This window comes from Burkholderia sp. NFPP32, from assembly GCF_900119325.1.
Lineage (GTDB): Bacteria > Pseudomonadota > Gammaproteobacteria > Burkholderiales > Burkholderiaceae > Burkholderia > Burkholderia pyrrocinia_C.
In genome coordinates this window covers 32,064-44,507 of record NZ_FPJP01000029.1, presented here as the reverse complement: position 1 = coordinate 44,507, position 12,444 = coordinate 32,064, and the positions used below count along the sequence as shown (strand labels likewise).

Here is a 12,444-nt window from a genome sequence, read left to right as displayed (position 1 = left end):
TCTGCATGCTTCACAACGGCGGCCCCGGCGTTTATGATCGGCGCGGATCGCGCTCGTGCCCGCGCGCGACCCGCGCCGGCCTCGCCGCCGGCTCCGCGAACGGCGCATCGTACGCCGCGCGGCACGCTCCCCCACTCATCATTCCAGACGGAGACAGCCGATGCTCGTCCTGATTCTCGGTTTAGCGATCTTCCTCGGTGTGCACTCGATCCGGATCGTCGCCGACGGCTGGCGCTCCGCGATGATCGCGCGAATCGGCGAGAAAGGCTGGAAGGCCGGCTATGCGGTCGCGTCGATCGTCGGCTTCGTGCTGATCGTCCGCGGTTACGGCATCGCGCGCGAGGGCGCGGCGCTCTTGTGGGTGTCGCCCGTCGGCGTGCGCCACCTCACCGGCATGCTGACCGCAGTCGCGTTCGTGCTGATCGCCGCGTCGTATGTGCCTGCGAACCGCGTCAAGACGCTCGTCGGGCATCCGATGCTGGCCGGCGTGATGGTCTGGGCGGTTGCGCACCTGCTCATGAACGGCACGGTGCACGCGGTCGTGCTGTTCGGCGCGTTCTTCGTGTGGGCGCTCGTCGATTTCGTCGTGTCGCGTACGCGCGATCGCCGCGACGGCGTTCGTTATCCGGCCGGCAAGCTGTCGGGCGACGCGGTGACGATCGTGGCCGGGCTCGTCGTGTGGGCCGTGTTCGCGCTGTTCCTGCATGGCCCGCTGATCGGCGTGCGCCCGTTCGGCTGAACGCTCGCGCCGGCCCGGACCGGCAGCCACGGCAGGAAATCGTCGAGCATCGCGCCGAGCAGGTCGCTTTGTGCCGGGCCGCGGGCGTTGAACCGGAATGACTGCCGTTGCGGCGGCAACGGTGTGCGTGTATCAGATCGGCTTGACGAACAACCCGACGGTGAGCAACGCGCCGATGCAGACGATCCCGATCCGCAGTACGCGTTCGTTCACGCGATGCAGCGCCCACGTGCCGAGCAGCCCGCCGACGATCGCGCCGCCGCCGAGCGCGAGTGCCGCGCCCCAATGCAACTGCGGCGACGTCAGGAACAGCACGACGGCCGATGCGTTCATCACGCCCGCGAGCGCGTTCTTCGTCGACATCGCGTGACGCGGCGACAGGCCGGCCATCGTCAGCGTGGCCATCATCAGGAAGCCGAGCCCGCCGCCGAAGTAGCCGCCGTAGATCGCGATCATGAACTGCGAGATCGCGGCGGGAATCGTGCCGAGGTGTGCGGTGCCTTCGCTCGGCTTGCGGAAAAAGCTGCCCCACGCGAACACGATCGTCGCGAACAGCACGAGCCAAGGCACGAGGCGCGAGAAGATCGACGAAGGCGTCTTCAGCAACAGCAGCCCGCCGAGCGCGCCGCCGACGACACTGATCGCGAACAGCGCGCGAAACGACAGCTTGCCCGCGCCGCGAACCATGTTTCGGCTCGCCCAGCCCGTCGTGACCTGCGCGGGAAACAGCGCGACCGTCGACGTGATGTTTGCCGCGAGCGGCGACATGCCCGACACGATCAGCGCGGGCAGCGTGATGAACGAGCCGCCGCCCGCGAGGGTGTTCTGCAGGCCGGCCCAGAGACCGGCGAGTATGACGAGGGCGAGCATCGGTGCGGGAGCGAGGAGGTGGCTGGGCTCGCTTGCCGGAGGGGGCAGGCGCGGCGGACGCACGATGGTAATGCAGGATCGCGGGCGCGGGAAGGAAGAACGCCGGGGGGCATCCGGGGAGCCGATGCGGAACGTCCGTCGCGCGTGGCGGGGGCGAACGTGCTGACCGGATTCGGCAGGGCGGCGGTTCCGGCCGGGAAAATCTTCGATTTAACGCTTCATTACGGTGGGCTTAACGGAAAGATGCTAAATTCGCCCGTCGATATCTCATAAAGCGGAAAGGGTAGACAGATGCTGAAGAAATTGGCCGGGATGGCAGTGGTGGTCGGTGTGACGGCGGTGGCGTCGCTGCCTGCCGTGGCAAGCGACACGAACAATGCCCTGGGCGGCGCGCTGGGTGGCGTCGCGGGCGCGGCGGTCGGCAACGCGGTCGGCGGAAGCACGGGCGCGATCATCGGCGGGGCCGTCGGCGGTGGCGCGGGCGGTGCGGTGACGTCGAACAAACGCGAACGCACGGGTGCCGTCGTCGGCGGCGCACTGGGCGGTGGCGCGGGTGCCGCCGCGGGCAACGCGATGGGCGGCACGGCCGGCAGCCTCGTCGGCGCCGCGGTGGGCGGCGGCGCGGGTGCGGCGCTGGGCGGCCACGTGTCGCGCAATAACTCGCGCTCCAACGATTACTACCGCGGCAACAAGCACAAGAACAAGAAGCGCTACAAGCACGACGACTGATCGGTGGTTCGCCGGCAAGCCGCAGTGGGGCGAGCGCACGACGGCGAAGCGCACGGCGTCGCGACGTCGTCCCGCACTTCCCCGGCGAGCGCTGATGGTGCCGGGGCAGGGCATGCCTCCGTGATCGCCACGCATGTGGCGACGGAGGCGGTCAAGCGGTCATTCCGTCTTCGGTGATCAGCGCGTTGAGCACCAGGCTCGAGATGGTGCGGTAAGCCGCGTCGAAATCGTCGCTTCCCAGCGTGCGCTTGCCGAGCACCAGCAGCATTTGGGGAGCGAAATCCGCATACGCTTGCGTGGCTGCCCAGATCAGGAAGAACAGGTGCTCCGTTTCGACCTGCCTGACCTTGCCTTCGTCGATCCAGCGTTCGAGCACCCGGATGTCGTCGCGCAACACCGGAATCAGTTGCTTGCGGATTTCCTTTCCGTAGGTCTTTGCCCCGCCGATGATTTCCAGCGCAAAAACCCGCGATCCATGCGGGCGATTTCTGGAGAATTCGAGCTTGGCCCGGATATAGGCCGACATCGCTTCCGCGGGCTCGCGATCGGGCGCCGCAAACTCCCGCATCCTGCCCAGCCAGTCGCGCAATACGTCGTCCAGCACGCGTTTGTAGAGCGCCAGTTTCGTGGGGAAGTAGTACATCAGGTTCTGCTTCGACAAGCCGGCGGCCGCCGCGATCTTCGCAACGGAACTCCCCTCGAAGCCGTACGTGGAAAACGATTCTTCGGCAGCGGCGAGAATGGCCGCCTCGAGCGTGTCGCGCAGCGCTTCCCGCCGGCCGTGGGGCCGGGCGGGCGTTCCTGCAGTCGGCCCGGACGGGTTCATCGCTTTTCTTCCGCCAGCATGTCGGACCGGCGTCGTCGTTGCCCGCTCAACGCGTGCCCGCTTCAGGATAGGTGATGCGTTCAGGCGCGCGCTGCATGATGACCTTCCCGGCGCGGAGCGACATTCGCACCTTTGCCTGCTTGCGTATCACTTCATAGTCGCAATCGGCGTCGAGGATCAGCAGATTGGCCGGCCGCCCGACGGCGATGCCATAACGGTCGCCCAGCGACATCGCATGTGCGCTGTGCTCCGTGACGAAGTCGAGGCATCGCTGCAGGTCGTCATAACCGAGCATGTGACACACGTGCAGGCCGACGTCGAGGATGCGCAGGATGTTGCCGTTGCCGACCGGATACCACGGATCCTTGATCGAATCCTGTCCGAAGCACACGTTGATGCCGGCGCGATCGAGTTCCGCCACCCGCGTAATGCCGCGTCGTTTCGGGAAGGTGTCGAAACGTCCCTGCAGGTGGATGCTTTCGGTCGGACACGATACAAAATGGATTCCCGACCGTTTCAGCAAGCGGAACAGCTTCGAGCAATAAGCGTTGTCGTAGGAACCCATGGCGGTCGTGTGGCTGGCGGTGACGCGCGCGCCCATCCCGCGAACCCGCGCTTCCTCGGCGAGCACCTCCAGGAAGCGCGAATGCGGATCGTCGGTCTCGTCGCAATGGACATCGACCAGACAGCCTTTGCGTTCCGCGAGATCCATCAGGAACTTGATGGAACTCACACCCTGATCGCGGGTGTTCTCGAAATGCGGAATACCGCCGACGACGTCGGCGCCCATTTCGATCGCGCGCTCCATCAGCGCACGTCCGTTCTCGAACGATTCGATGCCTTCCTGAGGGAAGGCGGCGATCTGCAGGTCGATCAGATCGCGCGCCTCGTCCCTGACCTCGAGCATCGCCTTCAATGCGGCAAGCGTGTGATCGGTGACGTCCACATGCGTGCGCACGTGCTGGATGCCGTTGTCGCGCAGCATCCCGATCGTGGTGTGGGCGCGGGCTTTCGTATCGTCATGCGTAATGGTGGCCTTGCGCTGGCCCCACCGCTCGATGCCTTCGAACAGCGTGCCGCTCATGTTCCACTCGGGCTCGCCGGCGGTCAGCGTCGCATCCAGATGGATATGCGGCTCGACCAGCGGCGGGATGACGAGATTGCTGCCTGCATCGATGACGTCGTCTCCTGGCGGCGTCAGCTGCGACGGCTGGAGGTCGATGCCGCGAATCGTGTCCGTATCGATGTCTATCGTGAAGAGGCCGCTATGGCCGCGCAATCTGGCGTTGACGATTTTCATGAGGATTCCTTTGTTCGTGGGGGCCGGGCGGGCGTGAAGCGAAATCATTCACCCTGGACGGACGGTTCGCGGGAGAACGCTCGGGAAATCTGCAGCAGCGCGATGTAGGCGGCGGCGGACGCCGCGATGCCGACGATCGGTGCGATCCACTGCGATGTATAGGCGAGTATGGCGCCGATCGCATACGCGGCCAGACCGACCGGATTGAAGCGCGGCAGGCGGGCGGTGGCAAGCGACGGGTATGTCCCGCGATGGCGGTACCAGTAGTCCGCCATGATCACGCCGCCGACGGGAGGAATGATCGAGCCGAGCAGCACCAGGAACGGGATCAGCAACTCGTACATCCCGCCGACCGCGAGCACGATGCCGATCGCCGCGCCCACCAGTACGAGCGTGCGGCGCCGTTCGGTGCGCAGCAGATGGCATCCGGCGGCCGCCACGTTGTACATCGTCGGCCCCTGGATGGTCCAGAGATTGAGGCACAGCATCACGACCGCTGCGATCGACAGGCCTTGCAGCATCATCACCTCGACGATGTCGGCTTGCTGATAGACGATTGCACAGTATGCGCCCGCGACGATCATCAGGCCGTTGCCCGCGAAGAATCCGATCATGCTTGCCCACACGGCGCTGCGCGCGCTGCGTGCGAGGCGAGTCCAGTTGGTTGCCTGGGTGGCGCCGCTGGCAAAGGTGCCGATAACCATCGTCACGGCCGCCGAGAACTGCATCGGATGAGACGGCACGACGTGCGTGAGGCCGGCCCAGCCGCCGATATCGCGGGTGGCGATCCACATCGACGTCATCAGAAGCACGAACATCAACGGCACGGAGACGCGCGACAGCACGTCCATGCCGCGATATCCGATGATGGCCGTGATGGAAAATCCGAAGCCGAAGAGGATCATCAGCGGCGTGGTAACGGAGGCCGGCCACCCGAGCAGCTTGACCAATACGATGGCCACCGTCGCGGTTCCCCATGCGTACCAGCCGAGTTCGGCGAAGCCGAGCAGAAAATCGGACAGCTTGCTACCGATTTCCCCGAAGCAGAATCGCCCCATCAGCACGGCATTCAGGCCGCTGCGCGCGGCAATCAGCGCAAGCGACGCCGCATAGGCGGCGAGCAACAGGTTTCCGATCACGGCGATCTGGATCATGCCGACGACGTCGAAGGCGACGCCGATCTTGCCGCCGGCAAACATCGTTCCGGTGAAGAACGTGAAACTCAACAACACCATCGTGATGGACAGGAATCCCGTGCGTTTCTCGAGCGGGACTTCGCTTAGCGAGAATTCTCCGTGATCCGATTCGTCCGTCGGGCGTGAATCCTGGTTCGTGGGCATCTTTGTCTCCCGGTCAGCGATTGGCTGGGCCTGAAAGGGTTTGCGGGGGCCGTGCCTGGATGGGTGATGCGCTGTTTCAGCGTGTCATTCTCTCCGGCCAAAATTTTGACGAGGGTAAAAATTTGGGTCGGCGACAGACGAAAACAGGAAACATGACTGTTGCTTCAGAATCCGGAAAAAATTGTACGTTACGTTGGCTCACCCCTTGGGGTGCGAAGTGCTTACGTGCAAATCAACACGGAGAGCGAAACAAAGTGGGGGGCTTTTCAATTTCCTGAGGATGCCGTTCGGCACTCGCGGAAAGCCGCGCCTGTGGCGTACTTCCGTGAACAGTATCGTCCCGGTTAGATAGCGTTTCATGATCGATGGGCACGCTGGGCGTGCCTTGGCAAGCGGCCGCGCAGGCACGCATGATCGGGCAGTTCGCGCGGATGGGCCGGCCGCGCCGGTCGAGATAGGCCGGTGCCGCGGCGGTTGCGCGGCGTTGCGGGCGCGGGCCGATCGGCACGGCGATCATATCCTGTTCGAGGCGTTCGTCGTAGCGAATGCCGGCATCGCAGCCGGCCGCGAGGATATCGACGAAGCTTGCCGCCGGCCTGTAGTCCGTCGATGCAGTACGCGTACGCCTTCAGGTTGTCGAGCGCCCGGCCTCAAGCAGCAAGCAGCCCGCGCGCGGCCAGATTCGCATACAGCGCGCGCACGCCGAAGGTCCACGGCGCGATCTCCGTGCAAAGCCGCACGGTATTGACGAGCGCGCCGAGCACGGGCGTGGAGATGGTCACGCGGTCGCCCAGGTGATGCGTGAATCCGCCGCCGGGCGCGTCGCGATCCTGGATCGGCGAGAACATCGTGCCGAGAAACAGCATGAAGCCGTCCGGATACTGGTGATGCGCGCCGCTGGTCTGCGCGACGAGGTCGGCCGGATCGCGGCTGATCTCGCGCATGTGGCTGATGCCGTCGAGGACGAAGCCGTCGTCCGCGCCTTCGACGCGTAGCGACACGCTGGCCTGCCGTACGCTGTCCAGCGTGAAGCCGTCGTCGAACAGCCGCACGAACGGGCCGATCGCGCACGAGCCGTTGTTGTCCTTGCATTTGCCGAGCAACAGTGCCGAGCGGCCTTCGATGTCGCGCAGGTTCACGTCGTTGCCGAGCGTGGCGCCCACCGGCCTGCCGTTGCTGTCCACCGCCAGCACGATTTCCGGCTCCGGGTTGTTCCAGACCGACACGGGCAACAGACCCACGTCCGCGCCGAAGCCCACTGCGGACATCGGCTGGGATTTGGAAAACACCTCGGCATCCGGGCCGATTCCGACTTCCATGTATTGCGACCACGCGCCGCGGCGCTCGAGTTCGGCCTTCAGGCGCATGGCGGCTTTCGAACCGGGCACGATCGTGGACAGGTCGGTACCGATGGTCGCGGCGATGGTTTCGCGCACGATCCGCGCTTTGGCAGGATCGCCGCCGGCCTGTTCCTCGATCACGCGTTCGATCAGGCTGACGGCGAAGGTGACGCCGCAAGCCTTGATGGCCTGCACGTCGCAAGGGGCGAGCAGATGCGTGGCGCCGGACGCGCCGTCGAGCGCCGCCTGCAGCAGCGGTTCGACGCGGCCGAGCGACTCGCCGGGGGCGGTGCCCGCGATGGCGATCGCGTCGGGGCGGTCGAACAGGTCCGCGGTGGTCGGCACGGTGCGCGTGATGTCGAACATCTCGCCGCCGCGCACGGCGACGACGCTCGGCCCCGCATGGGTACCATCGTGCCGCCATACACGGCCGATCAGCAGGGCCTGCGCAAGGTCGTGCGGCAGGCAGTCGGAAACGGAAGGAGTACGCATGGTCAGCTCGGCAGGAGTCGTGGTCGGTTGGATCAGTGCGAATGGCGCGGGTTGCCGCGTTGCTCGATCACCTTCAGGTACAGCGTGGCCGGTTCGAGGCAGCCGCCGGTGGACAACTGGCCCACGAACCGGCGGTAGAGTTCCTGCCAGGGCGTTTGCGCCTGCGGCACCGTGAAGCTTGCCGTCTCGCGGCGGCGCGCGAGTTCGCCTTCGTCGACGAGCACGTCGACGCTGCGGCGATTCAGGTCCACGCGAATGCGGTCGTTCGTGCGCAGCAGGGCCAGGCCGCCGCCGACCGCAGCTTCGGGCGACATGTTCAGGATCGACGGGCTGGCCGACGTGCCGCTCTGGCGTCCGTCGCCCATGCAGGGCAGCGACGTCACGCCGCGCTTCACCAGGTCGGCAGGTGGCGCCATGTTGACGACTTCCGAACTGCCCGGGTAGCCGACCGTGCCGCAGCCGCGGATCACCAGGATGCAGCGCTCGTCGATGTTCAGCGCAGGGTCGTTGATGCGGGCGTGGTAGTCCTCGGGGCCGTCGAACACGATCGCGCGCGCCTCGAACGTGTTCTCCGCGCCCGGCTCGGCAAGATAGGTCTGGCGGAAGGCGTCGCCCACCACCGACATCTTCATGATGGCGCTGTCGAAGAAGTTGCCCGACAGCACCATGAAGCCCGCGCCATGCTTGAGCGGCGCGTCGGGCGTACGGATCACGTCGCGGTCGGCGTCCTGCGCGGTGTCGGCGATCTCGCCGATCGCGCGGCCGGACACGGTCAGGCAGTCGCGCCGCAGCAGGCCGGCCGCATCGAGCTGGCGCAACACGGCGGGTACGCCGCCGGCGCGGTGAAAGCTCTCCCCGAGATATTCGCCGGCCGGCATGCAGTTGACGAGTAGCGGCACGGATTCACCCAGGCGCTGCCAGTCGTTCAGGTTCAGTTCCACGCCCATGTGGCGGGCAATGGCGATCAGGTGCGGCGGGCAGTTGGTCGATGCGCCGAGCGCGGAGGCGACGACGACGGCATTCTCGAACGCCGCGCGCGTCATGATCCTCGACGGGCGCAGATCGTCGCGAACGAGTTCGACCGCGCGCTTGCCGGTGGCGTAAGCCATTTGCCCACGCTCGCGATAGGCGGCGGGAATGCTCGCGCAGCCCGGCAGCGACATGCCCAGCGCCTCGGCCAGACTGTTCATCGACAGTGCCGTGCCCATGGTATTGCAGTGGCCGATCGACGGCGACGATGCCGTGGTCAGCTGCATGAACCCTTCGTAGTCGATCTCGCCGGCAGCGAGCAGGTTGCGGGCATGCCAGATCACGGTGCCCGAGCCGACGCGCTTGCCCGCGTGCCAGCCGTCGAGCATCGGTCCGCCCGACAGCACGATGGCGGGCATGTCGACGGTGGCTGCGGCCATCAGGCAGGCGGGGGTGGTCTTGTCGCAGCCGGTCGTCAGCACCACACCGTCCAGCGGAAAGCCATGCAGCACTTCCACGAGCCCGAGGTAGGCCAGGTTGCGGTCGAGCGCGGCCGTGGGCCGGCGGCTTTGCTCGGCCAGCGGATGCACGGGGAATTCCATCGGAATGCCGCCCGCGTCGCGAATGCCTGCCTTGGTGCGCTCGGCCAGTTCGATGTGGTGGCGGTTGCACGGCGCCAGGTCGCTGCCCGTCTGCGCAATGCCGATGACGGGGCGGCCCGACTGCAGTTCCTCGCGCGTCAGCCCGTAGTTCATGAAGCGCTCGACGTAGAGCGCGGTCATGTCTGCGTGCGCAGGATCGTCGAACCACTCCTGGCTGCGCAGGCGGCGAGGGATTTGTGACATGGCGGGCTGTCTCCGAAGGGGGCCGTTTTCGGTTATGCGTGCCGGATAGTTACCGGTAACATTTCAATGGATGTTAGCACGGGGGTTTTGCGTGGCGGAAGGGAATTTTGCGTGCGAGCAGCGGAAGGGGCGGGGGCGCGTGCTGCCGCGGCGGCGCGTCCGTCCGGCATCGGCGCACGCCGATGCGTGCGACGGTGCGATGCGCCCGGTCAGTGTGTCACGCGCTTTGCCGCGCGACGATCGTGTAGTCGATGCGGATGCTGTGAGGCTCGGCGCGTTCGCCGTCGTCGCGCGCCTGCAGCGCCTCCAGCAACGCCTGGCCGGTGCGCAGCCCGATGCCGTATGCGTCGACCGACACGGTGGTGATGGTCGGGTGGCAGCACGTCGCCACTTCGAAGTTCCCGAAGCCGGCCACTGCGATGTCTGCGGGCACGGACAGGCCGCGCCGATGGCATTCCATGATCGCGCCGAACGCCGACATGTCGCTCACGCACATCACGGCATCGGTGTCCGGCCACTGCGCCAGCAGCGCGGCCATTGCGGGCCCGCCGTGGCTCATGGTGATCGGCGATTCACCGAGCCGGACGATGCGCGGCTCGCCCAGCCGCGATGCCTTGATTTCCGCCTGGTAGCCCTTGAGGCGATCGAGGCCGCGCCGATCCAGTTCGCTCGCGCCGCCGAGAAAGCCGATGCGCCGGTAACCGCGATCGGCCAGATGCCGCACCATCGCACGCGCGGCGCGTACGTTGGAGAAGCCCACGGCGGTGTCGATGGGGCGCGTGGGCAGGTCCCACATCTCGACCACGGGAATGTCCGAGCGCTCGAGCACCTTGTGCGTCGCATCGGTGTGCTGTGCGCCGGTCAGCGCGATGCAGCGCGGCTGGTGACGCAGCATCGAACGCACCAGCCGTTCCTCGCGCTCCAGGTCGTAGTCGGTGTCGCCGAGCAGCAGTTGCAGGCCGTGCGGTTCGAGTGCGTCGGTCAGGCCGCGCACGGTGTCCGAAAAGTTGGAGCTCGACAGCGACGGCACCAGCACCGCGACGAATTCCGACCGCCCCGACGACAGCGCCCCGGCGGCAGCATCGGCCACGTAGCCGAGCTGATCGATCGCGCGGCAGACCCGTTCGCGCGTCTCGGCGGCCACGCCGTGGCCGGCAAGCACGCGCGACACGGTCATCTTCGATACGCCGGCGAGGCGCGCTACATCGGACATGCGGGGCGGTCCGGCAGGCCGGACGGCGGTGGGGCTGGGCATCGGAATCGCGATCGGGAAAGCCTGTAAAGGCTACATCATACCGGTGCGGCATACCGCGCCGGCCGCCTGCGGCGCACTAGGGTAACCACTCGTTCGTCGGGGCTTGAACGCGCCTGTCGCAGCATGCTACCTTTGTTTTGTTACCGGTATCAGATCGCCGGCCGCTCCCGTCGCCTCGCAGGCGTTTTTTTTGCGACGGGATGTTATCGGTAACATCCGTGCATCCGGAACACGCCGGTACGAAGAAGACCTACACGATCAGGAGACAAACCGATGCCATCCATCACGCAGACCGCTGCCGCACCGGCCGCGGCCGATTCGTCCGAGGACGCCCTCTATCGCAAGGTCATGCGGCACATCCTTCCGTTGCTGCTGCTCTGCTATGTCGTGGCCTACCTGGACCGCGTCAACGTGGGCTTCGCGAAGCTGCAGATGCTCGACGACCTGGGCCTGAGCGACAGCGTCTATGCGCTCGGCGCCAGCGTTTTCTTCTGGGGTTATTTCCTGTTCGAGATGCCCAGCAACCTGTTGCTGCACCGCTACGGCGCGCGCTTCTGGATCGCGCGGATCATGATCACGTGGGGCATCGTGTCGTCGTCGATGGCCTTCATCGTGCCGCTCGCACAGTTCTTCCACGTGCAGACGTCCACCATGTTCTACACGCTGCGCTTCCTGCTGGGCCTGTGCGAAGCCGGTTTTTTCCCGGGCGTCATCCTGTACATGAACTACTGGTTCCCGGCGCGTCGCCAGAGCGTGGCCATGTCGGGTTTCCTGGTCGCGATCCCGTTGAGCCTGACGCTGGGCAGCGTGGTTTCCGGGTGGCTGATGGAGCAGACGCACGGTTTGTCGGGCATGAGCGGCTGGCAATGGATGCTGCTGCTCGAAGGGCTGCCGTCGATCGTGGTGGCGTTCATCGTGCTGGCCTGCCTCGGCGACGGGCCGCAGTCGGCGAAGTGGCTGTCCGCCGACGAAAAGGCGGTGCTGTCGCGCAACCTCGAATCCGAGGCAGCGCACAAGTCGCACAGCATCGGCGCCGCGCTGCGCAGCCCGCGTGTCTGGCTGCTCACCTTCATCCTTCTCACGTTCAATACCGGCTTCTACGGGCTCGCCTTCTGGCTGCCGTCGATCATCCGTGCTTCGGGCGTGCGCAGCCCGCTGCACATCGGCCTGCTGACCGCCATTCCGTACCTGACGGCAATCTTCGCGATGGTGTGGAACGCCTCGCACTCGCGCAAGACCGGCGAACGTCGCCTGCATGCGGCGATTCCCGCGCTGATCGGCGGTATCGGCCTGGTCTCGAGCGCGGCGTGCGCACATAACGTGGCGCTGTCGATCCTGTTCCTGACCATCGCGACGTGCGGGATCCTTGCGCTGATGCCGATCTACTGGACCTTTCCCGGGCAGATCCTGTCCGGCACGGCCGCGGCCGCCGGCATTGCGCTGATCAACTCGGTGGGGAACCTGTCCGGCTTCACGGGTTCGATGATCACCGGCATCGCGAAGGAAATGACCGGCAACATCAACAACGGAACTTACGCACTGGGCGCCTGCCTGCTGGTCAGTTGCGTGCTGATCGCGTTGATTCCGCGCGGCATCCTGCAGCCGCCGGCCGGGCGGTAGGCCGTTCGCACTCCGTCGCGTCGCGGGCTTTCGCATCGTGCGGCCCGCCCGGCGTCCGCTGCGTTGCGCACGACGCACTCGCGCACCGGTGTCACGCCGAAGCGCGCGAACAGCGCCTT

General features: G+C 66.2%; 10 protein-coding genes and 1 pseudogene. 3 read left to right on the top strand and 8 right to left on the bottom strand.

Features of this window, described 5'->3' with window-relative positions; translation table 11 throughout:
- Nucleotides 1–160 precede the first annotated feature (160 nt).
- Entirely contained in the window at nt 161–739 is a 579-nt protein-coding gene (locus tag BT264_RS32865) for an NnrU family protein (protein ID WP_072444251.1), read from the top strand.
- Between the two features lie 132 nt (nt 740–871).
- Here BT264_RS32865 and BT264_RS32860 read toward each other — a convergent pair whose 3' ends face one another.
- The gene (locus BT264_RS32860; protein ID WP_072444249.1) at nt 872–1,609 is read right to left on the bottom strand and encodes a sulfite exporter TauE/SafE family protein; all 738 of its coding nucleotides are present in this window, start codon (nt 1,607–1,609) and stop codon (nt 872–874) included.
- A 291-nt stretch (nt 1,610–1,900) separates the two neighbouring features.
- Between BT264_RS32860 and BT264_RS32855 the strand changes: the two genes are divergently transcribed.
- Nucleotides 1,901–2,338 (top strand): hypothetical protein, encoded by a 438-nt coding sequence (locus tag BT264_RS32855; protein WP_072444247.1) that lies wholly within the window; start codon nt 1,901–1,903, stop codon nt 2,336–2,338.
- 151 nt (nt 2,339–2,489) lie between these two features.
- Here the strand turns inward: BT264_RS32855 and BT264_RS32850 are convergent, their stop codons facing one another.
- From BT264_RS32850 to BT264_RS32820, 7 genes and pseudogenes are all read right to left on the bottom strand, one after another.
- Nucleotides 2,490–3,164: a TetR/AcrR family transcriptional regulator gene (locus BT264_RS32850; protein ID WP_072444245.1), complete on the bottom strand. Its 675-nt coding sequence runs from the start codon at nt 3,162–3,164 to the stop codon at nt 2,490–2,492.
- A gap of 46 nt (nt 3,165–3,210) precedes the next feature.
- Nucleotides 3,211–4,464 carry a cytosine deaminase gene (gene codA, locus BT264_RS32845; protein WP_072444243.1) on the bottom strand — a complete coding sequence of 418 codons (1,254 nt, stop codon included), beginning with the start codon at nt 4,462–4,464 and terminating at the stop codon, nt 3,211–3,213.
- Nucleotides 4,465–4,508: 44 nt separating this feature from the next.
- Nucleotides 4,509–5,804, bottom strand: a complete 1,296-nt coding sequence (gene codB, locus BT264_RS32840; RefSeq protein ID WP_072444241.1) for a cytosine permease — start codon at nt 5,802–5,804, stop codon at nt 4,509–4,511.
- A gap of 392 nt (nt 5,805–6,196) precedes the next feature.
- A pseudogene (locus tag BT264_RS40230) lies at nt 6,197–6,390 on the bottom strand (LysR family transcriptional regulator); the annotation flags it as partial.
- A gap of 64 nt (nt 6,391–6,454) precedes the next feature.
- Nucleotides 6,455–7,636 carry a fumarylacetoacetate hydrolase family protein gene (locus tag BT264_RS32830; protein WP_072444239.1) on the bottom strand — a complete coding sequence of 394 codons (1,182 nt, stop codon included), beginning with the start codon at nt 7,634–7,636 and terminating at the stop codon, nt 6,455–6,457.
- A 32-nt stretch (nt 7,637–7,668) separates the two neighbouring features.
- Nucleotides 7,669–9,450, bottom strand: coding sequence for an IlvD/Edd family dehydratase (locus tag BT264_RS32825; RefSeq protein WP_072444237.1), 1,782 nt, complete (start codon nt 9,448–9,450; stop codon nt 7,669–7,671).
- A 217-nt stretch (nt 9,451–9,667) separates the two neighbouring features.
- Nucleotides 9,668–10,705 carry a LacI family DNA-binding transcriptional regulator gene (locus BT264_RS32820; RefSeq protein ID WP_177318433.1) on the bottom strand — a complete coding sequence of 346 codons (1,038 nt, stop codon included), beginning with the start codon at nt 10,703–10,705 and terminating at the stop codon, nt 9,668–9,670.
- 273 nt (nt 10,706–10,978) lie between these two features.
- Between BT264_RS32820 and BT264_RS32815 the strand changes: the two genes are divergently transcribed.
- Nucleotides 10,979–12,325, top strand: a complete 1,347-nt coding sequence (locus BT264_RS32815) for an MFS transporter (RefSeq protein WP_072444234.1) — start codon at nt 10,979–10,981, stop codon at nt 12,323–12,325.
- Nucleotides 12,326–12,444 lie beyond the last annotated feature (119 nt).